The sequence below is a fragment of the Vibrio sp. QJM3NY_39 genome, from assembly GCF_057785895.1.
This window is the reverse complement of sequence record NZ_CM173506.1, coordinates 703228-729174: the sequence shown is the minus strand read 5'-3', so window position 1 is coordinate 729174 and position 25947 is coordinate 703228. Positions and strand designations below refer to the sequence as shown.

The window sequence follows — 25947 nt, the reverse complement described above, 5'->3', positions numbered from 1 at the left end:
ATTTATTAGTCAACCTATGAAAACGTTTGTTTTCTGATTCAAAGAGCTCTTATTGTTATGAAATGTTCATTCTTACTAATATCTCTACGACTTTACCGCATACCCAAAGCCCGAAAGCTTTCTAATGTTAGACGACAACTATTCCCTTAGTTAAACGCCCTAGCCACTCGTCCTTTACTGCTCAATTCGTAATGACCAATATAGGCTGGAATAAATACCGATTGTCCTTTAGTGAGGGTTAAGTGCTCGCCTTTCTGACTTATTAGCGTTAAATCATCATCTATTGCCATTAATATTTCAGCGCCGCTTGTGATGACTTCTTCTTGCTGAGGGCGATGAAAGATATTGAAATCAAAATCACTGACCGGGATATCATAGCTATCACATTGACCCAGTTTTGAGGGTGCTAACAACAAGCGTTCGAACGGGATTGGCGTAAACTCTGTACACGCAACTAACTCAGCGACATCAATGTGTTTTGGCGTTAAACCAGCACGTAACACGTTGTCTGAATTCGCCATGATCTCGAGCCCGGTTCCCTTAATGTAAGCATGCGGAGTGTTCGCATTCAAATACATCGCTTCACCTGGCTTCAATGTGATCAAGTTAAGCAGCAGAACACAAAACAAACCGATATCGTTCGGGTACTGATGGCTAAGCTCAGTAACCAAGGTAAACTCAGCTTGATCTTGGTGGGCAGCTGCGTGAGTCAGAAGTTGCTCTAATGCTCGGTGTTTACGTTGGTCATTCAGCGTTAACAGATCGCGGAAAAACGCTTCTAAGCCAAGAGAATCAATATTATTACCAAACTCTTCAACCAAACCAGCCAGCTCGCTCGAATCCAACTTTTTGAACAGGCCTAATATTTCATTGAAATCTCGAAAGCCATTCATCGCTTGGTATTCAGTGATCGCGTAAACCAATTCAGGTTTGTGGTTCGAGTCTTTGTAATTACGATGTCCTGCGGTCAGAGGAATGCTTGCCTGTTCCTCTCTCGCAAAGCCAATTTCAGCTTGGCGCTTATTTGGGTGGACCTGAACCGATAGTGCCTTTTCTGCAGCCAAGATCTTAAACAAGAACGGGAGTTCACCGAACTTCTGCGCAATATCGCTTGATAGATAAGCCGGTTTATTCTTGTTAATCAGCTCAGATAGAGGCACCAAATGTTGGTCAAGCTTGACCATTGAGCAGCCCTTCGGATGCGCTCCCATCCAGACTTCCGCTTGCGGCTCTTGTGACTCATTCTTAAAGCCAAACAGCTCACGTATCGAAGCAATACTCCCCCATGCATAATTTTGGATGGTGTTTTCCATTGGGAAAAATGAGTGTTCTGAGAAGTGGCTGAGTGACATGGCGTTTTCCATAGTGAGCCCTTTGAACATAATTCAGAGAGCTGATTTCTAATAACGTAAATAATTAGAAAGACTACAGAGAGCAGCTAGGACCCACATGAGATGAGGTCTTAGACGCAATAGGAAAAATTCTTAGAAACAGGTGAGATCGATGAAAAGCGTGAAAAGAGTCACATTTGAATATCACTAGTAGAAAGCGCTGAGAATAAGATAGCTGCTTGTATCGCACTGGTTACAGCAGCGATACAAGCAACAATACAAACACCAGCGACTATCTTGTTATCGGGAAGAGTCCTTAAAAGCCAGAGCGAAGCTCTGCACTTTTCTGAGGCGATTGAGCTTGTAGGAAAGGCAACAGCAGCAAGCCAATAACGGCCGCACAAGTAGAGATGGTAATGAAGAACCCACTCCAACCGTATGTTTCTAGAACGAGTGCTAATGGATAACCAGAAAGTGCTGCACCCATGTAAGCAAACAAGCCAACAAAGCCTGTTGCTGCCCCGGCAGAGTCTTTATGTGAGCATTCCGCGGCAGCCATGCCTATTAGCATTTGAGGGCCGAAAACAAAGAAGCCAACACAAAATAGACCTGCGGCTTGAAACACAAAGTTGGTTAAAGGCATCAACCACAATGCAGAAACTGAAAGAAATATGCCGATGGCAAACAAGATGTTCATTGGACCGCGGTTACCACCAAATAGCCTATCCGAACCCCACCCAGCAACAAGTGAACCAACGAAACCGCCAATCTCAAACAGAGACAAGGCAGCGTTGGCGTTTATCAAACTGTAATTGTGTTCTTCGGTGAGGTATAAGTTACCCCAGTCGTTAACCGCCGTTCTTACGATGTAAACCAACACATAGCTAAAGGCGAGCAGCCAAATGTACTTATTGCTGAACACATAGGTTTTCAGGATTTCTCGATAGCTTAACCCTTGCCCATGGCTCTCTTGCGCCAATTCTAGATGGTCACTGCGCCACTTCCCTACCGTCGGAAGTCCCATGGTGGTGGGCTTATCACGTAAGCGCCAACAAACGATAAGACCGATAAATACACCAATCACACCCGGCCAGATAAACCCAGCTCGCCAACTGAATTGCAACGTTAGATAACCCACGAGAATAGGAATTAGCGCCCCACCAACGTTGTGTGCTGTATTCCATATAGCCCAGCGAAAGCCTCTTTCGGAGCGAGAATACCAAGTCGTCAATAACTTAGAACACGATGGCCAGCCCCAACCTTGAAACCATGCATTCAGTACCCAAAGCGAAATGAAAGCCGCTAACGAACTAGAAAAGCCAAACGCGATATTGATCAAGCCTGTTGCGATTAATCCAAGCCCCATAAAGTAGCGCGGGTTTGAACGATCCGATATCGTGCCTGAGATAAATTTCGATAAGCCATAAGAAAGATAAAAGAGCGTGCCAATTAAGCCGATATCGCCTTTGTCCAAGCCAAGGTCGGTGATCATGGCTGGCGCGGCATAATTAAAGGTTTTACGAGTGAAGTAAAAACCGGCATAGCCGACATACATTCCTATCATGATGTGAAGGCGCCAGTAGTGGTAACTCAGATTAATCTCATCATCAGTTAGAGCATCACTCTTTGACGTTGTTGAGCGCAGAAATCCAAACATATTCGTTCTCACACTTTAGGTAATGTAACGCTGATATTGGTGCCCGAAGAGGAACCATTAGCGTTGATTGTCATCTTGCCACCGAGCGCCTGAACACGCTCTTGCATACCACGAACACCCATTCCTTTGAGAAGGTCTTGCGCTGTAAAACCAACGCCATTGTCTGAAATCCGAAGATAAGCCTGATCATCTAGAATCAGTTCAATTCTGATTTCGCTCGCGTTGGCGTATTTGGAGGCGTTGTTTAGAGATTCTTGGCACAGCCTGAAGATAGTGACCTTGAGCGTGTCACTCAAACACGAGTAATCACCTTGCCAATTTAACTGGATATCAACGCCGTGATCCGAAAACTCCATCTCTCGAATAAGCTGTTCCACAGAATCTTTTAGGTCAAGATCGTCCAACATCTTAGGTCTTAGTTTTGTAAGTAGACGTTTGGTGGTGTCATAAACATTCAAAGACAACGACTCAATCGTGCCCGCACAACGAACGCTCATCTCAGCCGCGTCGACACGCTTAATAATGCTTGCTTGAGTGCGAATTGCCGTGATGTTTTGACCGATTTCATCGTGTAGCTCACGAGCAATGTCACGACGAACCGATTCTTCAGCCGTGATTAACTGACGTGAAAGATTTTGATTCCTGGAGAGCTCACTGCGCAATTTCGAATTGAGATCTTTTTGCTTTTGAACTGCAAGACCCAGCAATATACCAGTGATGGTTTGAGCGGAAAGAGACAAGAGTAAGTCGGTAATTTCAAGTTTGGACGTTCCGCTATGAGCAGCAATCAGCGCAACACTGTTTAACAGGGTCGCCAGTAAAGCGCCTTGCCATCCGTAACGTACGGCCAGCAAGATAATAGGGATCGCCATACAAAATGGGGCAAATCGTCTGAGTTCATCAGGCAAACTGGTTTGTATCAAAATACTGGCCACCAGCAACACACTGTATAAAGCGATGTGACGGATTTTGAACTCTACAACATTATGGATTAAGTAAGAGCTCAGTGGCGCCCACTTATTTTGGAATAGATAGTTCCAGACCAGATAACACATAGGCACCAGCATCAGTCCACCCGTGATACTCGCTAACCACACCATGTAAACGGCTGGAACATGAGAACCCACCACGGCAACGTTAATTGATGCGGTGACCATGATTAAGCTCGCCATCACTAACAAGTGACGATTCTGGTCACCAGAATAATAACGTCTGGCAATTAGAGTAGCTGGAATACTTAGTCCACTGGCGATTAGTATCGTCAGCCATTGGGGTTCATCCAGTAATAGAGCTAGAGCGATCGCGAGCCCCCACTCTGCAATATAGATAGCAGGCCAATAGTGAGTGCGAGTATGCAGCGTCATTCCTAACCTGAGTGAGAATGGAAAAAGCAGAATGGCTAACTCAGGGTCATTAATGAAATAAAAGGCAATAACCCATAAACAAAACCATGCGCAGCCAGCCATAAAAACCCCACATAGGGAGGTGGCTAGATAGGAGCGCATTAGTACTGATCTTGAGTGAACAATTTGGCTAACTCAACGTTGTTCTTAACATTGAGTTTGTCCATGGCATTGGCACGGTGTACATGAACCGTTTTATGACTAACTCCTAACTCAACGGCGATAGATTTCACATCGAGCCCTGTTGCCAATAACTGGCACACTTCGCTTTCTCGACGGGTGAGTTGATTTAAAGAGGCTTTATTCTTCATTGGTGTCGCAAGCTTTATGGCGATATCGGGCGTGAGATAACAGCCACCATTTGCGCTCGTATGTACGGCTTGGATTAACTCATCTGGGCTGCAGCGCTTGCTGAGATAACCTTTGGCTCCTAACTCTAATGACTTCTCAACCATCGCCGGAGAGTCATGTACGCTCAGCATGATACTGGCAATGCCTGATGGAATTTCTTCCAATAAGCTCAAGCCACTTTCATCCTGCATTGAAATATCCAAGATAACGACATCAGGGTGACAACTTGGCAATCCGAGGCGCGCTTCTGCCGCAGAGTTGAATTCACCCACGACCGTAATATCAGTTTCAAGACTGAGTAATTGAGCAAAGCCCGAACGAACAATGACGTGGTCATCAACAAGCGCAACATTAATCATGATATTAACCAAAATTAGGAGTAAGAAAGAAAAATAGCCCCGACAGGAGCTATTTAATATTAAGTTTATTGATAGAGATGATACTGAATCGAACTAGCGATTGGTATGATCTCACGTGCTTTAATCAAATAAAGCACGTGAGACAGTCTACCCGAAACTCTATTTGCGAAAACTCGCTAGGCGTTTTGAGCCGCTAGATGCATCTTCTTCGCGTGACGAATCTTCTTCTCTTCCGCAACCGCAACGAATAGCAGCAAAACAATACAAATAGCAGCAGATGTATCCAATGCTGCGAATGTGCCTTTCCAACCCGTTAAGCCGAAAATAGGTGTGCCATCCGCAATCATACCGAGGCCAAGTTTGGCAAAGCTGTCACCAATTAGGTAAGCAAATGTGCCTTTCACGCCGTCAGCAACACTGATTGCTTTCTTAGGTACAAAACCTACCGCAGCAACACCAATCAACAGTTGAGGACCGAACACTAGGAAGCCAAGTACGAACAGTGACGCTAGGTACATGAACTCGCTCGTTGCATTTTGGTAGAACTCTAGAGAGACAATAATCAGTCCAAGCGATACACAAGCAACTAAAGCACGGCGCCCGTTCGCAAGGTCTGATAAATAACCCCACATCAATGTGCCAACCAGTGCTCCGACTTCAAAAAGAGTAAAGCCTGAAATCGCCGTTTCTTTTGATAAACCTAGCTCTTGATACGCGTAAACGGTAGACCATTGATCGATACCGATACGAACAATGTATAAAAAGATATTCGCGAAGCAGAGCAACCAGATCACTTTGTTTTTTAGAATGTACTCAACAAAGATCTCTTTTTTGGTCATTTGATTTTCTTCAGCGATAGTATCTTCTTCGCTAATTTCTTCATCAAACAACTCTTCAACCGTACCTAGACCGTATGCTTCTGGAGAATCATTACCAAAACGCATGCCAATAAAACCCACCACAATCGCGATGATAGATGGGAAAACGAACATACCAATTACGTTGCCATCAAATAGGTAATTCGCACCAAACAGAGCAACACCAGCAGCACCCGCACCACCCACGTTGTGCGACATATTCCAAAGACCTAAATACGAACCACGCTTGTTACGAGGCGTCCATTTAGTGATCGTTGAATAACTTGAAGGGCCACCCGTACTTTGGAAGAAACCACTCAATGCGTAGAAGGCAACCATCATGAATAAGCTAGCGCTGCCGCCCCCCATACTGAAGCTGAAGCCCAACATGGCAATACCAGAAAGGACAAGCATGAATGGCAGGAACTGTTTGGTATTTTTACCATCGGCGTAATAGGAAACGACGGTTTTACCAATACCATAAGTAATTGAGAAACCAAGACCGATAAGACCTAGATCCGTCATTGATAACCCATAAGTAGAAATCATGTCGTTTTGCGCGACATTGAAGTTCTTACGGATTAGATACATGGTTAGATAACCAATGAACACGACTAGGTACGATTGCAGGAATGGTTTAAACCACATCTTTCTTCTAGTTTCGACCGGAAGATCCAGCGTCGGTTTTCTAACCTGATCTAGGAACTTTAACATTGTGAACTCTCTTATTTTTTGTGAGGTCTGCACGGCATAATTGCGACCATGCATTCTTTGTTAGTTGACCGTGAAATAATAAGGAGTCTAAAAATCGACCGCATGAGAGAGGGTCTTAGAATAACTAAGAAAAATTCCTAGTTCAGAATTGGGAGTCAAGAAAGCGTGAACAGCATCACTTTGTTTACGGTCTGTTATGTATTGATATTACGATAACAAAAGTAACTCATTTCAAGGCTGATAAACTTTGTAAACGAACAAACACAAGTGAAACACTTCGCCTAAAAAAAGCGCCAGTGTCGATTCATCACCATCAAACTCCATGACATGATCAATACTGGCTCAACATTCATTCCTATTAAAATAGATTCAATAGGCTTGTTACGTGTTTTGCGCGAATCGTACTACAGTCGTTTACCGCTGCCGTCTTCCCACATCACTTCGCATTCATCCTTGATTGCCGCTTTCAATAGTTCGACTAGCGGAAAAGCTCGGCTACCGATATTAACAGGCGCTTCAACAACCTCTTCTTCACTGTCGTCATCAGCATTTTCTTGCTCTACCGGTTTGCTCTGCTCAGCAGCGATCGCAGCACGTAAGTTGTTTAGCGCTTGAGGAACCTCTGAAGCATCAATCGCTCCTGGGATCGCGCCACTATGTCCAAGCATCTTAATGAACTGAAGACCTACCTCACCAAACATCGTGACGCTAGCATGAGCCTTGCAACTAAAGGTAATTAACATAATGAGCCTCTATCAAATTTAGGTATCTATAAACATTTAGCTATCTACAAACTATGTTGAGTAAATCATTGGAAAGCAAGTGGATAATAACTAAATCGCTTTTGCCAACTCGAACCTTGATTATCCTCCCTCTCGGACAAGCTTGCGCCGTCAGTGATACGCATCACTATTTACTATCGGTTGGGCGCTTTTAATATAAAACCTTGATAACAATCACACTAAATAGCCATCTAAGTATCCGCATAGCTTATTATTTAATCTACTATTAACTCCATTATCAAAATCTTTGGCACAAATCACATGAAAAGGCTGGTCGGCAGACATCTAGAAGAAATGGCGGACATACGATCCACCCGCAAGCAAAAGATTGTCCACTCCTTTTCACTGACTGCCGCTGCGTTATTCATTTTCTACACTTGGGCTTACTTCCAAGGCCAACATTACACACTATCGGTTTTCGAATTGTGTTTTGCACTGATCGCTATCTCCAATGCATTTTACGTAAGAAAAGTCATTAACCCTGAATATTCAGAATTGATTCTGAGTGGCGTTCTTCTGGCACAAGGGGTTATCCTATTCTTGTACAGTCACGCTATTCCCGACCGGATACTTTGGCTCTATCCGATTCTGGCAGCCGTCATTTTCATTAACGATTTCAGAATTGGCATTATCTTCAGCACCTCATTTTGCCTATTTATCAGCATCTTAATTACGGCGATGCCCAACAACTTTTCTTTGCCATTTAACAGCACACACAGATTTATTCTTAGCCTGTTTACCATGAGTTTGGTGTGTCACACATCCGCTTATTACTACACAAAAGCCGTCAGTTACATCCAACGCCTGTATAAAGAAGGCATTGAAGATCTCGCCTACAGAGACCAACTTACCGGATTGGCAAACCGCTGGAGTTTTGAGCGCTGGGCGGTAGAAAAGCTTGCGACAGTGGATAGTGAGCGATCACTTACGGCGTTGGTCTTTTTAGATATTGATGATTTTAAAGGCATTAACGACAGCTACGGGCACGACGTCGGAGACAGTGTCTTACAGCACTTTGCTAATCGCTTGAGCAACAACATCCGAACCAGAGACAGGAAAAGCCATGAATACGACTATTCGATTGCGCGCTTTGCTGGCGACGAGTTTGTTTTGATGCTCTACGATGTACCAACTCGTAAAGATCTAGACGGTATTTTAGATAGGATTTGCGGGTTATTCGAAAGTGGTTGCCAGACAAACGAGAGAATCAAGGAATTAACGCTCAGTGTTGGGGTGTCTTTGTATCCGCAAGATGCTCAAGAATTACATGAACTGACGAGATGTGCTGATAAAGCGATGTATGTCGCTAAGCACTCAGGAAAAAACCGATACGCTTATTATCACGACAATCCAGTATCGACCTTGATAGAAGAACTACCGACGAATCTAACCTTCTCAGAATCGGATTCATCTGAGCTTGGAGATTGTCTTGAAGCAAAAGTCGAAGGGAACAATGTTACGCTGTTAAAAACGCGTCAACGTTAACCATTAACATCGCTTACTGCTAAGCGCGCTAACCTGCCATATACATAAGCCATAGGCTCACTAACCCGATCACAATAATCCATACGACTTGTCGTGTTCGGTTTGGGTTATTGCCTCTAGGTCTCACTACCGTTTTAAAAGCAGCTTGCTTAGCCGACTGAATAAACGGTGCTTCAATCTCACGTTTTTTCACGCGACGTTTAACAGCGCTGTTCGCAACCTCGGTAAAACGCTGCCCTTGCTCCGTTGTAAAGTCGTTATCAAAGCCCATCCGACCTTGCCTTTCGCCATGTTTTTGCTGTACTGCCATAGCGGCCTCCTTGGCGGTCTACTCTATATTGAGTATAGACATAATTTCATATTGTTACCTGTTCAAAATTATTGTTACCTGTTCAAAATTTTCGAATAAGTCACTCAACGCTATGCCATCTTCTTTTTAAATCGAATTACATAAACTACAGCTATTCAAGTTTATGAGGATTTCAAAATGACGAGTGTAAGAACAGTAGATAATGTGATTGCAGCACATGCCACCTCCGATGGTGATGGAGTCAAAATCCAAAGACTCACTGGTTTCAATAACACGCGTTTCTCTCCATTTTTGATGATTGATGAACTTAAGTCGGATGAAAGCAAAGACTATGTTGGTGGCTTTCCTCCACACCCTCACCGTGGGATAGAAACGCTCACTTACATGCTCCAAGGTCACTTCCAACACAAAGACCACATGGGGAATATTGGAGAGCTACGTAGCGGTGGCGCACAGTGGATGGCCGCGGGTCGTGGTGTGATTCACAGTGAAATGCCGATGATGGAAGAAGGCGCATTGCACGGTTTTCAGATTTGGATAAACCAGCCTGCGTCACACAAAATGCTGCCCGCGCAATATCACGACTTCCAGAGTGAAAGCATTACAGAACACCAAAGTGAACAACGTGGTTTATTGAGAGTGATAGCCGGTGGGTTTGAACTGCATAACCAAACTAACGATGATTCAGAGGCTTTACGAGCGCAAGGTCCATTGCAGAAAACAGGTGTGCCATTAAGCGTTGCGGATTGGCGCTCTCATTCTGGGCAAAAAGTGACGTTAGGGACTAATGTTAATCACAATGCCATGACTTATGTGTACCGAGGCAGTATTAAGATCAACGACAAAGTGATCAAGCAAGGTCAGCTTACCCTGTTAACAAAAGCTGAATTGTTGTCTTTAGAAAGCCTAGAAGATTCAGGTGTACTGATTTTTTCTGGTCAGCCGATTAATGAACCTGTTGTGCACTATGGTCCGTTCGTCATGAATTCAATGGAAGAGATTGAACAGACGATTCAGGATTACAACAACGGCGTATTTGAGACTTACTGATTTACAGATGTCTGTCTTTGAGCTTTGAGATTTGAATTGAAGATTGAAGATATTTTGCAACGAACAACGATTTGGTCATCCATTTGATGACTGCAAAAACAAGTGACACTATCCACTGCCGGTTACTATCACTTATTTAACCACGCTCTTAGAGCGTGGTTTTTTTCTATTAAATCAGAGACAAACGATGTCCTGATTAAACGAATTTAGAGCGAGTTACAGGTACTCACACAGGTAAGCTGTCGCTTCTTTTACCTGTAGGTCGAATGAAGAATCACCCGCAACGTCAAAAGACTCACCAGATTGGTATGTCGTCCAGTCATCATCGCCAACACGCTTTACAATTAAAGCACCTTTAACAACGGTCATCTTCTCTGGAGCCGCGGTACCGAATGTGTATTCGCCAGCCGCCATCACACCAACACTCACATCAGCGCCAGCTTGGTTAAACGCTAACGACTTAACGCCACCATCAAAGTATGTATTCTCTTTAATCATTGTACTTCCTTGTTATCTTCAAATTGCAATTATTGGACTCAACGAATGAGCCTATGCGTAAATCTAGGTGATAATTGTTTTAACCAATTCGAGACTGTCCTACAAGAAATAAATACGCATAGCTTAGGCATTTATTGAATTCACTTTCATTGATAACGTAAATACCAAGGAATTAGGCAAAAAATCGCCAACGCAACCAAATTTATTGGAACATTCGATCCTGCTTCTAACTCTTATAACAATTTTTGCAAACTAAGGTTTTAGTTAATAGAATCTAAAATAATATCAGTGGGAAAATGAAGAGATAATGGCAAAAAAGTCGATCAAAAGCAGAGATTTATTTGCCAACTCGTTACTCTACAGCTTCCTATTAGCTGGTTTTATGATTGCCCTCACCGCGGGCTATTTTGCTTACCAAGCCCACCAACAATCTGTCAGCCCAAGCAATGTCTATGGCACATGGATAGAGATTGCAGCACCACCTTACAATACTGATACCCTGACACTTTCAGATAATGGTGTGATGATGAATCATCGCCTCATTGCTACCTCGTTTGATTTTGATGGCAAGATTGTCACGATCAGCACAGGCTCTGGAACCACCGTTTACACCATCAGTGGAACTTACGATTCTCCTCGCTTGAAGCGACTAGAGCCAAGCGTACCATCTCAGCAATTTATTAAAGAAGGCTACGAAGATACTGCAGCTGGTGATACCCACAGTGTGATGCAACAAAGACGCGCTTCCTTAGCTGAGCAATTCAAAAGATAATCCCCTTCTCAGTCTTCTTCAGTCGTCTAAATAATAGTCTTCTCCGTAAAAAGTATTCTCCGCATCACTACTTTCATATTTACCTACCGATCTGCGCCGCTCACTCAACACACTTCGCTTTGTGATACTGCTTCAACTTGCGATATTTTCTTATCGTTTGTCGCATCTTTTCATAACTTCATGTCGTGGATTTTCACTTATGAGATTTTACTTCTGAAGGGTGTTTTATTTTATAAAACATGGACTCAGCCTCTCACTCATTAAGCAACAGAATTGTAACGAAATACTATTTTTTAGTTGTCCATCGAAAACGGATTTATTTTCAGTTATAAAATTAAAACTCTCTCGAATACTGACTGGGAAGCTCCTTCAAAACTGACTGGAGCCGTTTATGGGGCCATTTGGTTCTCGTAACCTTCAAGGAATGAGAGAAAAAGTATGATTCGTATAAATACCTGTGCTGCGAGCATTGCTCTAGCGCTATCTGGTACAGCATTAGCTGCTCCAACAGCACCTAGCATCGACATGTACGGTTCCAACAACCTGCAGTTTTCCAAAATTGAACTCGCGATGGAAACCACATCAGGCTACAACCAGATGGTTAAATATCACGACAAAGCAAAGGTCGACGTCAAGTTCAACCAATGGAGCGGAACGTCAGGAAACACGTACAACATCTACTTCGATGGCGTTAAAGTGTCCACTGGCCCTATTACTGGCAGCCAAACTACAGCTTCATTCGAATACGGCCAAGGCGGCTTATTTCAGATGGAAATCGAAGCGTGTGACGAAACAGGCTGCGCCAAAAGTGCTCCTGCTCAGATCACGATTGCAGATACCGATGGTTCACACTTAGCACCACTTGCAATGAATGTTGATCCGAACAACAAGTCATACAATACAGACCCAAGCACGGTAGTAGGTACTTACTTTGTTGAGTGGGGTATTTATGGTCGTGATTACACCGTTGATAACCTACCCGCTGACAACTTGACCCATATCCTTTATGGCTTCATCCCAATTTGTGGTCCTAATGAATCAGTAAAATCGGTAGGCGGCAACAGCTACAACGCACTCATGACAGCCTGTCAGGGTGTAAACGATTACGAAGTGGTGATTCATGACCCTTGGGCCGCTTTCCAAAAGAGTTTCCCGCAAGCTGGTCACGAATACAGCTCACCTATCAAGGGTAACTACGCAATGATGATGGCGCTAAAACAGCGCAATCCAGACTTGAAAATCATCCCATCAATTGGTGGTTGGACACTGTCTGACCCGTTCTTCGATTTCACGACTAAAGCCAACCGCGACACGTTCGTTGCATCGGTTAAGAAATTCCTCAACACATGGAAATTCTACGATGGTGTCGATATCGATTGGGAATTCCCTGGTGGAGGCGGTGCTGCTCCCGATCTTGGTGATCCTGTAAATGACGGCCCTGCTTACATTGCATTGATGGCAGAGCTGCGCGTTATGTTGGATGAGCTAGAAGCTGAGAACGGCCGTACTTACGAGCTAACATCAGCGATCGGTGTTGGTCACGATAAGATTGAAGACGTGAACTACGGCGATGCTATCCAATACATGGATTACATCTTCGCAATGACTTACGACTTCTACGGCGGTTGGAACAACGTGTTAGGTCACCAAACAGCACTAAACTGCGGTAACTTCATGCGCCCTGGTCAATGCGATGGCACAGGCCTTGATGAAAATGGCGAACAATACACTGGCCCAGCTTACACCACAGACAACGGCATCCAATTGCTGCTTGAGCAAGGCGTTCCTGCGAACAAACTTGTGGTTGGTACAGCGATGTACGGCCGTGGTTGGGAAGGCGTATTACCATCATCACTTTCAGATCCTAGTGATCCAATGACTGGCGTAGGTAATGGCAAACTGACCGGCAGCTCTGCTCAGGGTGTATGGGAAGATGGCGTTATCGATTACAAAGGCATTAAGGCGAACATGCTTGGTGCAAACAACCAAGGCATCAACGGCTTTGAATATGGTTACGACGAAATGGCAGAAGCGCCTTACGTTTGGAACCGTACTTCGGGCAAGCTGATCACATTTGATGATGACCGCTCAGTAAAAGCAAAAGGCGCGTACGTTCGTAGCCTTGGCCTTGCGGGTCTATTCTCTTGGGAAATTGATGCAGATAACGGCGACATCCTCAACGCAATGCATGAAGGCCTAGCGGGCGGAACAACAGATCCTGTAAACCGTAAACCAACCGCAGCAGCGGGCGCAGACCAATCGGTTGAAGGCCCAGCTTCTGTTTCTCTAGACGGTAGCGCTTCAAAAGACAGCGACGGCACAATTGTTAGCTACGCTTGGTCACAAGTAAGCGGAACAGCCGTAACGCTAGCCAACGCTAATACAGCAGTTGCAAGCTTCGATGTGGTTGAAGTCGTGCAACAAGAAGTACTAACGTTTAGCCTAACGGTAACTGATAACGAAGGCGCTACTGCAACTGACGCCGTTGTTGTAACAGTAACCCCTAAAGACACGGGTCCAGTCAATACAGCACCAGTTGCTGTGGTTACGGCTCCGGCTGAAGTTAATGCGGGTGATGTAGTCGTGGTTGATGCTTCGGCTTCGAGTGATGCTAACCAAGATACATTGACCTTCACGTGGGATGTGCCTGCTGGTATTGATGCTACGGTTCAAGGTGCTTCAGTGAGCTTTGTCGCGGCGGAATACACGCAAGATACGACGCTGAACTTCTCTGTAACGGTCAGCGATGGCACTGATACATCGGTAGCGGCTACTTCAGTGAACGTTCTTAAGAAAACCACTGGCGGCGGTACATGTACTAACGCTTGGGATTCAAGTGCGGTCTACACTGGCGGCGACCAAGTAACTCAAGGCGGTAAGGTTTGGGAAGCGAAATGGTGGACAACAGGTGAAGATCCAACAACGACAGGCCAATGGGGCGTGTGGAAAGAGATCGGCCCTGCAAACTGTGCAAGCTAAAAATAGGGTTTAGCTAAACGCTCACTAAGCGTCGACTAGACACCTAAAAGCAAGGCCAACCAGATAATGTCTGGTTGGCCTTTTTATTTATGTTTTCTGAGCTTTGAGCTTACGATCTTTTTACTGGCGTTCTACTGACTTGCGATCGTTGGACTTAGTCAATTAAGTTATCAAAGCTCTCGAATACTTGTGGGCATTTCATCACTCGTCCGTGGCCTTGGCCTTGAGTCGCGATCAAGGTAACACGACCCATTTCATTAGCCGCACGCTGAGACACGTCAAACTTCGTAAACTTATCTTGCTCATCATGAACGATAATCGTCTGCGATTCTCGAAGCGCAAGTTTGCCATAAGGATCAACCGATTGAATTGGATAGTTAAACTGCTCTTCTACCTCACCCACGACCGCTTCAAATAACTTCATTGAGTAACCAGAACGCGCCACGCTGCCAAATAGGTTTTCTAGATAATCCAACACAGGTGCAATGAGCAATAACGGCTTGTTTTCCAATTTAACGTGCTTACATTCCAACGCAGAAGCGGTACCCATACTGTGACCGACCAAGCCTGCCACCTCGCCAACCGAATCTAGAATCGCTTCCAAGCCGTTCACAAACGCTGGGATATGACCATGTACGCCATCACTGCCACCATGAGCAGGGTGGTCGTAAGCCATTGCAGTAAAGCCTTTAGCAGCGATGTGTTCCATTAAAGGAAAGAACTGACTCGCGGTGCCTGACCAACCGTGGGTAAGCACCCAAACTGGACCAGTACCCAAAGAATACGTTTTGATAACGCCATCACGACCTTCGATTTCACTCTTGATGAGCCCTTGTGGATCCGCGTTTTTTTGCTCGGTACGCATCGGAGTGAGCAGCAGTTTACGTGCCGTTTTCTTTGCGTGGCTCGGTGCTAGGATGTAATGCAGATTCGTCGTAGCACCAATCAAGCTACGCTTGAAGCTAAATTTGTTCGATGTATTAAAATAGATTTTGTCACTCATGACCGTTCCTTGTATCGCCATCATTATTGGCGGATCGAGCTCGGCCCTAAAATCGAACGACCGTGCTATTTATTAGTATAAAAAATGGCGATAGCGCTGTTTATGACTGCTTGCCGCCACTTCTCTTAAAATCTTTTGCAAACCTTAGTGAAACAAAGTCACATGGTTTGCGAACTCAATAGTTTGCGAGCTAAGTAGCTTGGCGAGTTAAACCGCTTTCCAGCTAGCGACCAAGCGCTCAACACCACTCCAAAAATGAGTATGGCTCGCTTGCTGCCCTCGCAATGAGTAAAACAAGTTCGCACTTAAATACAGACCATATAACTCAAAAGTGGCCTGCTTTGGGTCTAAATCAGCCCTAAACTGTTTGCTCTCAACTGCTTTTGCTACCTGAATCGTCAAGTAATCAATCCACACTGAAATGGTTTTCTGCAGTGCCTTCTGAATGACAGACGTTTCGCTGCCTGCATCTTTCCAAGCATCAATAAACATGCAGCTGCCTTGGAATGAATGATTCCAGCCCAGCCAATTATCAAGCAGCTGTTTCAATTTCGCTTCAATATCACCATCACCCAACTCTCTCGCAGGAATGATGACTCTTTCAGTGAATATGGCGTTGGAATACTCGAGTACAGAGAGTTGCAGGTTCTCTTTAGAGTTGAAGTGCGCGAACAAACCACTCTTAGACATGCCACACTGCTTGGCTAATTCGCCAATCGTTAAACTCTCAAGACCATTCTCACTCGCAAGTGAAAATGCATGGCTCAAAATATACTCTTTGGTTATCTTTCCTTTGCTCATTATTCACCAACAATAAATCTGATGCTTTATTTTTAGCACGTTCGTACTTTTTTTCAAGTTTTTTACTTAACCCTTGGTATTCATTTTGTATTATCAAAGAATTGTGGAAAAATGCGACAGTATTCAAAGGAAATTGAAATCGACTAACAAAGGAAAAAGAATGAACACACTTTGGGAACAGTTTGCGTTTTCGGCGTCAGTAACAGGCCCTATCTGTTTAATGCTGTTTCTTGGTGTGATGCTCAAGCGAATTGGCTTAATCAATGACAACTTCATTGATGTCGCATCCAAGGTGGTGTTTCAAGTCACTCTACCCGCGATGTTATTTCTCAGCATTGTTCAATCAAATCATAATTTTTCAGCCAGTAGCGCGTTAGTTGCCTTTGGCGTCATCGCTAACTTTGTCTTTTTCTTGTTTACGATTTTCTCGACCAAATTGGTATTCAAAGACTCGAAAGATCAAGGTGTGATTGTCCAGGGTGGATTCCGCGCTAATACCGCGATCATTGGCCTCGCCTATGTGGCTAATATCTATGGCAACCAAGGCGTGGCATTGGCGGCTATCTATGTCGCATCCCTCACCGTGCTGTATAACATTCAAGCCGTGATTGCACTGACCCCAAAAGGCGAAGACACAGGCGCGAAAGCGATTAAAGTGATCGCCAAGTCCATCACCAAAAACCCGTTAATTATTGCTATTTTCTTAGCGGTCGTCTTCTATGCGCTTTCAATTCCGATTCCAAAAATGGTGGCTGACGCTGGGCAATACTTTGCCAATATGACATTACCTTTAGCCCTGCTCTGTACTGGCGGGTCGCTGGATATTAGCTCGCTCAAACAAGAAAAGTTGTCGACGTGGTTCGCCTCTAGCTACAAGTTAATTGCCTCACCGTTACTGATTACATTGGCTGCTGGGTACTTAGGGTTTGAAGGGCTCGATCTCGGGCTTATCTTCTTGATGAGCGCTGCACCAACGGCAGCAGCGAGCTATGTTATGGCTCGTGCAATGGGAGGGAATTCAACCCTGGCGGCTAACATCATCGCGCTCACGACCGTTGTTTCTCTTATCACTTGTACATTAGGTATTTTTGCACTCACCGCAATGGGTTTAATATAGCTGCGACAGGCTTCAAAAAACCGACACAAGCCCTGAAATAAAGGTCATAAGCCTTGATTTAGGACTAACTGGTTGGGCATAAAGGCTGCTAGATTTCGTAAAAATTTTACTAAGAGATCTAATATGTCTTCCGTTCAACATACGCCTTCACAACACATCGCCAGTATCGAGTTAGGCCGAGTGATTGCTATCTTGGCGATCATTGGTTTACACGGCCAAATGGCACTCACTTATTGGCAAATAGATGAAGTGCCTTGGATTGGTTATGTGCTCAACCAAACCGCTCGTTTTGCGGTACCTCTGTTCTTCCTGATTTCTGGTTACCTTATTCAGCCTAAGTTGGCTGCATCGCCATGGGAAACCGTCCTGAACTACTCTAGACCACTGCTTAAGGTTTGGTTGGCATGGAGCATCATTTGCTTAGTGATGCCATTCAATCTCGCGAAGGTAGAAGAGTTTGGCTATCTAGGTGAACGTGAAGGCTATTGGGGTTTCTTAATGAGCACTCCTCTTAACTCATTCTTAGAGGGAGGTCTGGTGCATTTGTGGTTCATTCCAGCCCTTGTTTGCGCAGTGTTGATCATCGCTTTATTGATTGAATTGAAACTCAACAAACTTCTATTACCGATCGCTATTGCACTCTATGGCTATGGTGTTTTGGCAGGAAGCTACGCAACGCTGACCGGATTGGAAGCACCCTTCTTCACGCGTAACGGCCCGTTCTTTGGCACATTAATGGTGACCTTAGGTTTCCTTATTCGTCAGAATCAATGGAAGGTGTCATCAACTAAAGCGTTGGGGTTATTAGCGTTAGGCATGTTGATTCACTTTGCAGAGGCGGCATGGCTCACCACGTTCGACGTCGGATTCAACATGAATGATTTCTTGTTTGGTACGGCTCTGTGGGGGATTGGTGTGTTTATGTGGCTTTTAGCTAATCCAAACATGGGTAACTACGCTTGGGTTCGCGCTATCTCGAATCGCATGCTAGGTATCTACGTTTGCCACCTTTTGATCATTATTGTGCTGTTCAACGTTTGTGGAGTCTTGGGTATCACGGAGCTCGGTAAAGACATCACCGTCTTCTTCGGCACCTTTATCCTGAGCTTTATGTTGGTTGCTGGTATCGAAAAAACACCATTACGACACGCGCTGCTTCGCTAGTGTTTGTGCCTAAAACTATCCGCTAAATCAATTTTAAAGAGCCACAAAAAAGAAAGGCAAGATAACTTAATATCTTGCCTTTCTTTCATCATATTGGAACCGAGATTATCTCACTCGAGAGGTGCTATAGGAACGCCATCGCACCTTTACCGACCCCTTCATAAGCGACGATTTGTAGTGATTGGTTCTCTGCTAGGCTCGGCTCAACTTGATCCGCAATATAGCCTGCCAGTAATTCTACTGTGGTATCTGTCGGCAAAATCTCTGTTTCACTCTTAGCAATCGCTAGCTCAAATTCACCTTGAGGCGCCGTGTAGCGGAAGCCATAGTGGCTTTCATCATTAACGCTTTGCGCGTGTTCACTCAGATTAAGTGATGAAACTGAAACTTGGTCTTCTTTAGAACCTAAATAAATGTCTTCCCAGCGCTGAGCAAACGCCTGTTCGCGTTGTTCGTCACGCTGACCATCAACCAAGATTTCGACTGGAGAACGGTGGCCATGTGCGATACGTTGGCAGTTGCCATCATGCTTTTTTAAACCATGGGTGTAGTGGTAAAACGCGCCATTAATGTTCTCATGACGAAGGGTGATCTCTAACCCAGTGACGTTACTTGGAAGGTTATCACGCAGAATATGATAAACATGAGCGGTCACACTCTCGATGGTGATCGCCTCTGCATCAATCAGACAGTATGCTTCGTCAGGGCAATGTAGGTGGAGGCTCTTGTCACCACGCAACACATCAACCTTAGAGTAGCCCGCTTTGCTCGCTTGAAGAACAACTGCAGCGCTTTGCATCGGCAGTAGCAAACGGTGATCAACGTGCTCATCAACGAGGTGTTTGATCTGCTTTTTGACCTTGCTAAAATCCAGCACCATGCTCATTTCATTAAGTTCACCAGACATGGTGACATCTAAAATCCAACTATCTCCTACGACCCCTCTGTGTTCACAGATGTATGAAGAATCGATAACGGTAAGGTCTCTTACAAATAGGTTCAAGTTGAACTCCTTAATACTTTAATGAGATACGGGAGGCTGAATAATGTCCAGCAGGCACTTCGTCTCATTGGTGTCTAGATAAAATAGGACGAGCAGGATGTTACGACAAGCTTAAAAAGTCCACCTTTTTAGACCCTCTTTTGAGAAAAGAACAAACTCTGCACAATTTCCGCTAAAACATAGACCAGCCCGACGTGAATAGCCATATCTTGGGTAAGGTTGCCGAGCGTTTCACGATACATTTTGCTTTAGCCAAAGGCGCGGTGACACCCCAGCAACATGCTGAAAAGCGCGTGAAAATCCCGAATAGCTGCTGTAACCCACTTCATCAGCAACCCAGTTGATGGGCTTATTTTGCAATAACAGGGATTGAGCCACTGAGACTCGCCACTTTTGCACATAATCTCCGGGCGTCTCACCGACTTCTCGTTTGAACGCTTCAATAAACTGAGTTCGAGACATCGCGGCCAGTGACGCCATTTCCGCAATCGAAAAGTGGCGAGCAGGCAATAGGTGAACAGCCGTAACCACCGAAGCCAATCGTGGATGAGCTAGGGCTGAGAATACCCCTTGATCAATTTGCTGCTGTTCAATGAGGTGACGAAAAATCAAAGCCATCAAGGCGTCACTCAACTTATCCATTAGATATTGTTGCCCAGATGACTCTTGGCTCGACTCTCGAAATAGCACCTCAATCACTGGCATTAAGTTAGGTGCATCCACAAACGGAATTACTATCACGTCAGGCAGAGCAGACAATAAAGGATTCATCTGCCCTGAACGATATTCGACATTCGCACACACGACCTCAGCACCGTCTCCCACGCCTTCAATCACATGTGGTGTGCTGTTCGGAAGGTAAATAATGCAGGGCTGTGACAGTTGCCTGTACTCCGTGTGCGCACTAGACAAGGTCAACTCACCCGCGCTCAATACATGAAGATGCCCTTCTTTACCCTGTTGCGGCTTAAATGACGACACTCCGCACAAATTGCCAGAATAGAAAACACCGGTACGTATCGAGAAGTGTTCCATTAATTGTGAAAGCAGATCCATGCATCCTCCGAACGATTCGCTTACTTTTAAGTTCTTTTGTCCCTCTATAGACCGGACGAGTGGGCTAAATTACTTCAAACAAGATAACCAACACTGACAAGGAACTTGATATGTCACACATGAAATCGACCAGTCAAAAAATCACTCTATTGGCCGCGTTACTAGGAACCAGCTTTTCACTGATGGCAGCAGACATCGACATGAGCGTTGATAGCAATGACATCGCGATCAAAGGCTATGACCCAGTGGCTTACTTTACTGATGCTGGTGCCGTTCAAGGTTCATCAGAATTCACTGCTACTTATAAGAACGCTATTTATCAGTTCGCAAACAGTGACAACCGAGATCAGTTCCGCACCAACCCTGAAGCTTATGCGCCTCAATACGGTGGCTATTGTGCCTTTGGTGTGGCTATGGGTAAGAAATTTGAGACCGACCCTAACGCTTGGAAAGTCGAAAATGGAAAGCTGTATCTGAACTTAGACAAATCAGTACAAAAACGATGGTTGGAAGATACGCAAGAGTTCATCCAAGACGCCAACAGCAACTGGACGACGATCAAAACCGTAGAAGCCTATAAGCTTTAGTCTATAAGCTTTAACCTACAAGTTTTAGCCTAGTAACTTTAACCTTTATCCATTGCCCATTAATAAAAACGGAAGCGACCGAACGCTTCCGTTTTCATTTCGACGTTCCAAATATTAATAAGCCTCCAGCTATTGGCATCACCACAATAAATAGCGATGCGCAGCTCAAATCAGGAAAAACCCGTCAGCCTTTAGCACGAATCAAGCCCATTTCTATTCTATACTCCTAGAAGATAAGCTTTTCTTTTAATGGAAGAATAATGATATTACCTAGGATTTTTGCACTCGGACTTTGCGCCTTATCAACACTGACTTATGCCAACCCGTGGCAGTTCGTCAAAAGTGAAGATGGCATCATCATTGATAAGAGACCTCACACTGAAGGCTTGGTAGAGATACGAGCACAAATGCAAACGCCCACCACTTATTCTGGTTTTTTACTGTTATTGGAAGACAGCGAGAACGTGCCAAACTGGATAGATAACGTATCGGAAAGTCGTGTCTTGATGCAGATATCTGAGGATGAAAATATCGTCTATACCCAATTCAAAGCGCCATGGCCTGCTAGAGATCGCGATATGGTGACTTACTCAAAATACAGCATTGAGGATGGCCAGTTTGTCTTGTCGATTAAAGATGCATCTAACTATTTGGCGAAAGAGTCGGGGTATATTCGAATTTACGATGTGGACGCACTTTGGACACTGCAACCGCTCACCAACGGCAACACCTACATTACCTACACCGCATATGCGAACGCAGGTGGCATCTTGCCAAATTGGTTGATGAATAAGTTATCGATTGGCAGTGCACTGAGCACGTTTAAAGGGCTAAAAGAACAATTACCAAAGTACCAAGACCAACAGCACCCTAACCTGCCAAGCGAGTCTCGATAGCTATACAGATAATTCCAGTCGCTAACCATAAAAGCTAGATAGGCTATGGTCTTCTGGCTAGATCGCGAGCCAAGATAAGTGCTAAACCAAACACCTGAAGAAACAGGGCAATATTCTTGTAGAAAGCCATTTTCTCATCGAGCCTTTGGATTAATTCAACCAAGGTCAGATTATCCAAATAGTAGTCATCAATTCGTGCTCGTTGGGCTTCTTGAGCACTGTTTATCAGCATCATAAGCTTGGGTAAATTAGCCAACGAGATGGCTGGCACCTCATCACTCACCCAACTCCGGAGTTGGCCGCGAAGCGCTTCATTAAGAACAGTGGCAGGTTGAGCGGTTTCTGGGGATAGCTTATCAAGGTGAATCAGAATCGCTTCACGCTTACGCTCTAAGGTTTCGATCGTATTCCAGGAAAGTTGTATCGAGTACACATTGCCGTATTTACGATCGTTGTATTCCGATTTCTCCGCTTCAATTTTGTCCAACACCAAGCTCGACATGACAATCGCCATGATGTTGAGTATTAACCCTGCAAGGACAATCGCCCAAGCAGGAGGAAGGCGCAATGCCATAATGCTCCCTAGAACATTTTATCAAAAGGTAGGTAAGCTAAGTTTAGGACAATCAAAGAGATCATGCAGATAAGCGTTAACACCATACCCACTTTTCTGCCTTTGAAATTCTTCGCTAAGATCCCTTTCGCGTGAATCACTCGCCCCAGAATAAACGCCACACCAATGACATGAATAAGCCACACACCAGCCCCATTCACCTCTAGCAACCCCATCAAAATCACCGTTATTGGGATGTAATCCATCGCGTTACTTTGTGCCGAACGTGCTATCTGTAACGACTCAACACCGCCATCGGCATGAGCAACAAGATTGATTCGTCTTTGCTTAATAACTTCAATCGCCAACCAAATCATTACTACCGTCAGCAGAGCTGCGTAAAATGCTGTAACCATTATATTTCCCTATTACTTGGTGTTTATTCATCATCCATTACCCATCAATTCATTGATGCGGTCAACGCAAAATGATAGTCGAGCCCGAAAGTTTGTAAGAGATCTCTCACACCGAACGTAAGAGATCACAATCAAGCTTCGCAGAAAATTCCTAAAATACAAACCCAACCCCTTGTTTTGTATGAATCCACGCATATTTATTTCGGTTAGTGAGTACATTTATTTCTTGAGGTGGATTGTGAGTAAAGCCTCTGCATTGTTTAATACACATGTCGACAGGGAGTTGGCAGGAACAGGAAAAAGCCTAACGGATTAGGTATCTTCAGGATGAAGATTTGATGACTTAGGATGAGTTATCAGCAAGGAAGTTTTGCTCTAGGATAGAGTCGCTTGTCAGGATGATGAGTTAGCAAGGACACCGCTAGGAAGGCGATGAATTGGATAGGTTAAAGGATTTAGCCACGTCAAGGAATGATGCATGGAGCACCAGTTACCTATTGAAAGATAAGTAACGCGCAGTAGCAGGATGGCTACGAAAAGAATAGACCCCGTTTGGTGAAAGCCAAACGGGGTTTCCTTTTTTTGTAACGTCTAAAAGCTGTTAGCAACTAACCGTTAATAGTAGCTAACCGTTAAAAGTCACGTTACAAAATAATGTTCATCAAAAACATTGCACCAAACGCATTCAATACCGAAATCGCGATCATCACTGGGATGTAGCGACCTTCAGTACCAATTGGTCCCATAATACGACCCATGTATTGCACCTGAGAGCCCATCAAGTAGATAGCTGGCGCCAAGATAGCGATATGGTTGCCGTTCAGGATGCCTTGGTCAAACAGCGTGATAACCACACCCACAGCACCGCCCATCGACATCCAAGCGCCAATCAATACTGCTGCCGCTTCACCAGGTAAACCAAATACCGCCATGATTGGAGCAAATACACTGCCCATCAAATCCAGCGCACCGGTGATCTGCAATGCCTTGATGATCACAAACGCCATCAGAACATTCGGTACCGTAGAGGTAGTCGCAATAACCCAGCCTTTCTTAGCACCTTCAACGAAAATATCAGTAACCATTGGTTTCTTTGCTTTAACTTCGCTCATTATGCTACTTCCTCTTCCAGTTTTTGTTCTTTGTCTGATTTTGGTTTGTCTTCTTTGCCTTCAGTAATATTGAGGTAGAGGCGGAATAGGTTCGCACCAACAAATTTGAAAACAAACATCACTGCAACCGCTAGACCAATAGACGAAGTCACAGCAAGAGAGCCGTCCATCGCTGTCAGCGTGAACAACACTGCGCCCGAAGAGAAAAAGTTAACGATAGCCGCGCCAGCAGTAAACTGGAACATAGTGAAGACATCGGTTTCACGCTTAGTTAGATGCCCTTCGTCTTTTAACTGACGCGTCATCGCTGCGCCAGCATCGGTACTTTGCAAAGACGCAATCAGTGCCAAGCCTGAGTTGCCCGGAATACCCATCAAAGGACGAAGTAGAGGTGTAAGCAACTTACGAGCCGCGTCCAGTGCACCGTAGTGCTCAAGTACGTTGATCATACCCAGTGCAAACATCACGGTCGGAATAAGTGTCAAAGCAAAAATGAAACCGTCGCGAGCACCACTACCGCCTTTACCACGCAGTGACGTCGTTGCCGCTTGGATACCATCGGCCGTTTCACTGACATCGTAAGCGACCTTACCGAATGAACCGTTGAGCGTTGTAAAATCGAGCACTCCATACCATTCATTGGACTGCATTAAGCCTGAAAAGAACACAATCGCGAATGCGAGTGCGATATAGCTGCCGATCGTGACTTTACGATCGGTTTTAGTTGGATTAGTCATAAGGACCTCTATACATCTCGTTTATGTGGAACAGAACACGTATAGATAGTGCAAACTAATGAGCAATAGGTTAATGACCAAAATCAAATAGCGTATCGGTTTGAACAAAAGAACCACAACAACATATAAAACTGTGATTTAGATTTAAAAGCAGAGGTATACGCTAAAATAATTAGAATATTTCACATACAAAACTAAACAAAATTCGCTTCAACAGCGCAACCAAAAACGCACACAATCACCACACAAATAAGGTTTCAAATGACAGGTTTTTACCTAGTCTGATCTCTGATAATGATGTAAGTGATCTCTTACATGCTTTTTCTGTTCAATTTTAATTCGATTATAATACAGCGGCTTAAATCGTGGTTACGCTTCTAGAATGCAATCGTTTACCTATTATTGGTTGAGTTTTGAACCATGGCTAAACCGTGAGCCATTTTATAAAGAATTTGAGCTTAATCCGAAATTTCAGCCCTCAGAGGTGCTATAGACTTCGCGCTGCCAATATCGAAGGAGAACGGTGGTGATGATGATGGAAATGAGAACGCTTAAATATCAAGTAATGGGCAAAGGCATGTGGAACACTGCAACAGTATCTCGCGCAGTAGCGGACAAACTTGCGCTGGAATATCAATCCTACGGCTGGCCTGTTGAAGTATGTGCCGCAGAACAAACACTAACGTTTGATCTCAATGCTGCATAATATTGGCAATGGCGAATAAGCTCTATCGGTAATAAACCCGGTAGGGCTTTTTCCCTAACCTCTATTTTCTCTATAATCTCTATTTCTCTATTTCTCTATTTCTCTATTTCTCTATTTCTCTATGATTGACGAGTTACCGATGATCGACCGTTTTCCTATGAACGAAGGGGTCCTATAATCGACGGCTTTCACTGTGACCTCACGTTTTCACCCAATCTACTGTTTTCTATATAATCTATTGAATTATT

25 protein-coding genes are annotated in these 25947 nt (G+C 44.5%); 9 read left to right on the top strand and 16 right to left on the bottom strand.

Annotation, left to right across the window (positions count from 1 at the left end; all coding sequences use genetic code 11):
- Positions 1 to 146: 146 nt before the first annotated feature.
- The 6 genes from manA to AC3CHU_RS19160 all read right to left on the bottom strand — a co-directional run bounded on the left by manA (position 147) and on the right by AC3CHU_RS19160 (position 7415).
- On the bottom strand, positions 147 to 1352 hold the full coding sequence (gene manA, locus AC3CHU_RS19185) for a mannose-6-phosphate isomerase, class I (protein ID WP_488526351.1): 1206 nt from the start codon (positions 1350 to 1352) through the stop codon (positions 147 to 149).
- 295 nt (positions 1353 to 1647) lie between these two features.
- On the bottom strand, positions 1648 to 2988 hold the full coding sequence (gene uhpC, locus AC3CHU_RS19180; protein ID WP_488526208.1) for an MFS transporter family glucose-6-phosphate receptor UhpC: 1341 nt from the start codon (positions 2986 to 2988) through the stop codon (positions 1648 to 1650).
- An 8-nt stretch (positions 2989 to 2996) separates the two neighbouring features.
- Complete coding sequence (gene uhpB, locus AC3CHU_RS19175) at positions 2997 to 4493, bottom strand: signal transduction histidine-protein kinase/phosphatase UhpB (RefSeq protein ID WP_488526207.1); 1497 nt, start codon at positions 4491 to 4493, stop codon at positions 2997 to 2999.
- Positions 4493 to 5101: a response regulator transcription factor UhpA gene (gene uhpA, locus AC3CHU_RS19170; protein WP_004732761.1), complete on the bottom strand. Its 609-nt coding sequence runs from the start codon at positions 5099 to 5101 to the stop codon at positions 4493 to 4495. The genes uhpB and uhpA overlap by 1 nt, the downstream gene beginning before the upstream one ends.
- A gap of 176 nt (positions 5102 to 5277) precedes the next feature.
- On the bottom strand, positions 5278 to 6672 hold the full coding sequence (uhpT, locus tag AC3CHU_RS19165) for a hexose-6-phosphate:phosphate antiporter UhpT (RefSeq protein WP_004732760.1): 1395 nt from the start codon (positions 6670 to 6672) through the stop codon (positions 5278 to 5280).
- Positions 6673 to 7076: 404 nt separating this feature from the next.
- Positions 7077 to 7415 carry a DUF1840 domain-containing protein gene (locus AC3CHU_RS19160; protein ID WP_146455334.1) on the bottom strand — a complete coding sequence of 113 codons (339 nt, stop codon included), beginning with the start codon at positions 7413 to 7415 and terminating at the stop codon, positions 7077 to 7079.
- A 333-nt stretch (positions 7416 to 7748) separates the two neighbouring features.
- On the opposite strand from AC3CHU_RS19160, the gene AC3CHU_RS19155 reads away from it, so the two are divergent.
- Positions 7749 to 8939: a GGDEF domain-containing protein gene (locus AC3CHU_RS19155; RefSeq protein WP_146455594.1), complete on the top strand. Its 1191-nt coding sequence runs from the start codon at positions 7749 to 7751 to the stop codon at positions 8937 to 8939.
- A 28-nt stretch (positions 8940 to 8967) separates the two neighbouring features.
- Here the strand turns inward: AC3CHU_RS19155 and AC3CHU_RS19150 are convergent, their stop codons facing one another.
- Entirely contained in the window at positions 8968 to 9249 is a 282-nt protein-coding gene (locus AC3CHU_RS19150) for a hypothetical protein (RefSeq protein ID WP_054546126.1), read from the bottom strand.
- A 177-nt stretch (positions 9250 to 9426) separates the two neighbouring features.
- Between AC3CHU_RS19150 and AC3CHU_RS19145 the strand changes: the two genes are divergently transcribed.
- Complete coding sequence (locus tag AC3CHU_RS19145) at positions 9427 to 10299, top strand: pirin family protein (RefSeq protein WP_488526206.1); 873 nt, start codon at positions 9427 to 9429, stop codon at positions 10297 to 10299.
- Positions 10300 to 10515: 216 nt separating this feature from the next.
- On the opposite strand, the gene ppnP is transcribed toward AC3CHU_RS19145, so the two are convergent.
- Positions 10516 to 10797 (bottom strand): pyrimidine/purine nucleoside phosphorylase, encoded by a 282-nt coding sequence (ppnP, locus tag AC3CHU_RS19140; protein ID WP_054546124.1) that lies wholly within the window; start codon positions 10795 to 10797, stop codon positions 10516 to 10518.
- Positions 10798 to 11104: 307 nt separating this feature from the next.
- Here ppnP and AC3CHU_RS19135 point away from each other — a divergent pair, with 307 nt between their 5' ends.
- Positions 11105 to 11569, top strand: a complete 465-nt coding sequence (locus tag AC3CHU_RS19135; RefSeq protein ID WP_004732753.1) for a DUF2850 domain-containing protein — start codon at positions 11105 to 11107, stop codon at positions 11567 to 11569.
- Between the two features lie 438 nt (positions 11570 to 12007).
- Complete coding sequence (locus AC3CHU_RS19130) at positions 12008 to 14548, top strand: glycosyl hydrolase family 18 protein (protein WP_488526205.1); 2541 nt, start codon at positions 12008 to 12010, stop codon at positions 14546 to 14548.
- Positions 14549 to 14702: 154 nt separating this feature from the next.
- Here the strand turns inward: AC3CHU_RS19130 and AC3CHU_RS19125 are convergent, their stop codons facing one another.
- A complete protein-coding gene (locus AC3CHU_RS19125) occupies positions 14703 to 15551 on the bottom strand; it encodes an alpha/beta hydrolase (RefSeq protein WP_146455328.1) in 849 nt (282 codons plus the stop codon).
- A 207-nt stretch (positions 15552 to 15758) separates the two neighbouring features.
- On the bottom strand, positions 15759 to 16352 hold the full coding sequence (locus tag AC3CHU_RS19120; RefSeq protein WP_054546122.1) for a TetR/AcrR family transcriptional regulator: 594 nt from the start codon (positions 16350 to 16352) through the stop codon (positions 15759 to 15761).
- Between the two features lie 160 nt (positions 16353 to 16512).
- Here AC3CHU_RS19120 and AC3CHU_RS19115 point away from each other — a divergent pair, with 160 nt between their 5' ends.
- Both AC3CHU_RS19115 and AC3CHU_RS19110 read left to right on the top strand, forming a co-directional pair.
- Complete coding sequence (locus AC3CHU_RS19115) at positions 16513 to 17469, top strand: AEC family transporter (RefSeq protein WP_488526204.1); 957 nt, start codon at positions 16513 to 16515, stop codon at positions 17467 to 17469.
- Positions 17470 to 17592: 123 nt separating this feature from the next.
- Positions 17593 to 18633, top strand: a complete 1041-nt coding sequence (locus AC3CHU_RS19110) for an acyltransferase (RefSeq protein WP_488526203.1) — start codon at positions 17593 to 17595, stop codon at positions 18631 to 18633.
- A 124-nt stretch (positions 18634 to 18757) separates the two neighbouring features.
- Here AC3CHU_RS19110 and AC3CHU_RS19105 read toward each other — a convergent pair whose 3' ends face one another.
- Together AC3CHU_RS19105 and AC3CHU_RS19100 are read right to left on the bottom strand one after the other, a co-directional pair.
- Positions 18758 to 19636, bottom strand: a complete 879-nt coding sequence (locus AC3CHU_RS19105; RefSeq protein ID WP_054546119.1) for a 6-pyruvoyl trahydropterin synthase family protein — start codon at positions 19634 to 19636, stop codon at positions 18758 to 18760.
- A 231-nt stretch (positions 19637 to 19867) separates the two neighbouring features.
- Positions 19868 to 20692, bottom strand: coding sequence for an AraC family transcriptional regulator (locus tag AC3CHU_RS19100; protein ID WP_488526202.1), 825 nt, complete (start codon positions 20690 to 20692; stop codon positions 19868 to 19870).
- Positions 20693 to 20802: 110 nt separating this feature from the next.
- Between AC3CHU_RS19100 and AC3CHU_RS19095 the strand changes: the two genes are divergently transcribed.
- Both AC3CHU_RS19095 and AC3CHU_RS19090 read left to right on the top strand, forming a co-directional pair.
- Complete coding sequence (locus AC3CHU_RS19095) at positions 20803 to 21279, top strand: YHS domain-containing (seleno)protein (protein WP_108109279.1); 477 nt, start codon at positions 20803 to 20805, stop codon at positions 21277 to 21279.
- 260 nt (positions 21280 to 21539) lie between these two features.
- Positions 21540 to 22175, top strand: a complete 636-nt coding sequence (locus AC3CHU_RS19090; protein ID WP_017111346.1) for an START domain-containing protein — start codon at positions 21540 to 21542, stop codon at positions 22173 to 22175.
- A gap of 43 nt (positions 22176 to 22218) precedes the next feature.
- Here the strand turns inward: AC3CHU_RS19090 and AC3CHU_RS19085 are convergent, their stop codons facing one another.
- The 4 genes from AC3CHU_RS19085 to AC3CHU_RS19070 all read right to left on the bottom strand — a co-directional run bounded on the left by AC3CHU_RS19085 (position 22219) and on the right by AC3CHU_RS19070 (position 24993).
- Positions 22219 to 22749 carry a DNA mismatch repair protein gene (locus AC3CHU_RS19085; RefSeq protein WP_065206458.1) on the bottom strand — a complete coding sequence of 177 codons (531 nt, stop codon included), beginning with the start codon at positions 22747 to 22749 and terminating at the stop codon, positions 22219 to 22221.
- Positions 22750 to 22757: 8 nt separating this feature from the next.
- Positions 22758 to 23144: an MAPEG family protein gene (locus AC3CHU_RS19080; protein ID WP_488526201.1), complete on the bottom strand. Its 387-nt coding sequence runs from the start codon at positions 23142 to 23144 to the stop codon at positions 22758 to 22760.
- A 644-nt stretch (positions 23145 to 23788) separates the two neighbouring features.
- Complete coding sequence (locus AC3CHU_RS19075) at positions 23789 to 24256, bottom strand: YjiG family protein (RefSeq protein WP_004737023.1); 468 nt, start codon at positions 24254 to 24256, stop codon at positions 23789 to 23791.
- Positions 24256 to 24993 carry a nucleoside recognition domain-containing protein gene (locus AC3CHU_RS19070; RefSeq protein WP_488526200.1) on the bottom strand — a complete coding sequence of 246 codons (738 nt, stop codon included), beginning with the start codon at positions 24991 to 24993 and terminating at the stop codon, positions 24256 to 24258. Before AC3CHU_RS19070 ends, AC3CHU_RS19075 begins: the two co-directional genes overlap by 1 nt.
- A 526-nt stretch (positions 24994 to 25519) precedes the next feature.
- Here AC3CHU_RS19070 and AC3CHU_RS19065 point away from each other — a divergent pair.
- The gene (locus AC3CHU_RS19065) at positions 25520 to 25699 is read left to right on the top strand and encodes a hypothetical protein (protein ID WP_488526357.1); all 180 of its coding nucleotides are present in this window, start codon (positions 25520 to 25522) and stop codon (positions 25697 to 25699) included.
- Positions 25700 to 25947: the final 248 nt, after the last annotated feature.

Coding starts and splice junctions, on each gene's coding strand:
- AC3CHU_RS19115 (WP_488526204.1), top strand. CDS start 16,513: ATGAACACACTTTGGGAACAGTTTGCGTTTTCGGCGTCAGTAACAGGC.
- uhpC (WP_488526208.1), bottom strand. CDS start 2,988: ATGTTTGGATTTCTGCGCTCAACAACGTCAAAGAGTGATGCTCTAACT.
- AC3CHU_RS19075 (WP_004737023.1), bottom strand. CDS start 24,256: ATGAGCGAAGTTAAAGCAAAGAAACCAATGGTTACTGATATTTTCGTT.
- AC3CHU_RS19085 (WP_065206458.1), bottom strand. CDS start 22,749: ATGGCATTGCGCCTTCCTCCTGCTTGGGCGATTGTCCTTGCAGGGTTA.
- AC3CHU_RS19135 (WP_004732753.1), top strand. CDS start 11,105: ATGGCAAAAAAGTCGATCAAAAGCAGAGATTTATTTGCCAACTCGTTA.
- AC3CHU_RS19070 (WP_488526200.1), bottom strand. CDS start 24,993: ATGACTAATCCAACTAAAACCGATCGTAAAGTCACGATCGGCAGCTAT.
- AC3CHU_RS19130 (WP_488526205.1), top strand. CDS start 12,008: ATGATTCGTATAAATACCTGTGCTGCGAGCATTGCTCTAGCGCTATCT.
- uhpB (WP_488526207.1), bottom strand. CDS start 4,493: ATGCGCTCCTATCTAGCCACCTCCCTATGTGGGGTTTTTATGGCTGGC.
- AC3CHU_RS19100 (WP_488526202.1), bottom strand. CDS start 20,692: ATGGATCTGCTTTCACAATTAATGGAACACTTCTCGATACGTACCGGT.
- uhpT (WP_004732760.1), bottom strand. CDS start 6,672: ATGTTAAAGTTCCTAGATCAGGTTAGAAAACCGACGCTGGATCTTCCG.
- AC3CHU_RS19150 (WP_054546126.1), bottom strand. CDS start 9,249: ATGGCAGTACAGCAAAAACATGGCGAAAGGCAAGGTCGGATGGGCTTT.
- AC3CHU_RS19120 (WP_054546122.1), bottom strand. CDS start 16,352: ATGAGCAAAGGAAAGATAACCAAAGAGTATATTTTGAGCCATGCATTT.
- manA (WP_488526351.1), bottom strand. CDS start 1,352: ATGTCACTCAGCCACTTCTCAGAACACTCATTTTTCCCAATGGAAAAC.
- AC3CHU_RS19155 (WP_146455594.1), top strand. CDS start 7,749: ATGGCGGACATACGATCCACCCGCAAGCAAAAGATTGTCCACTCCTTT.
- uhpA (WP_004732761.1), bottom strand. CDS start 5,101: ATGATTAATGTTGCGCTTGTTGATGACCACGTCATTGTTCGTTCGGGC.
- AC3CHU_RS19160 (WP_146455334.1), bottom strand. CDS start 7,415: ATGTTAATTACCTTTAGTTGCAAGGCTCATGCTAGCGTCACGATGTTT.
- ppnP (WP_054546124.1), bottom strand. CDS start 10,797: ATGATTAAAGAGAATACATACTTTGATGGTGGCGTTAAGTCGTTAGCG.
- AC3CHU_RS19095 (WP_108109279.1), top strand. CDS start 20,803: ATGTCACACATGAAATCGACCAGTCAAAAAATCACTCTATTGGCCGCG.
- AC3CHU_RS19145 (WP_488526206.1), top strand. CDS start 9,427: ATGACGAGTGTAAGAACAGTAGATAATGTGATTGCAGCACATGCCACC.
- AC3CHU_RS19110 (WP_488526203.1), top strand. CDS start 17,593: ATGTCTTCCGTTCAACATACGCCTTCACAACACATCGCCAGTATCGAG.
- AC3CHU_RS19090 (WP_017111346.1), top strand. CDS start 21,540: ATGATATTACCTAGGATTTTTGCACTCGGACTTTGCGCCTTATCAACA.
- AC3CHU_RS19080 (WP_488526201.1), bottom strand. CDS start 23,144: ATGGTTACAGCATTTTACGCAGCTCTGCTGACGGTAGTAATGATTTGG.
- AC3CHU_RS19125 (WP_146455328.1), bottom strand. CDS start 15,551: ATGAGTGACAAAATCTATTTTAATACATCGAACAAATTTAGCTTCAAG.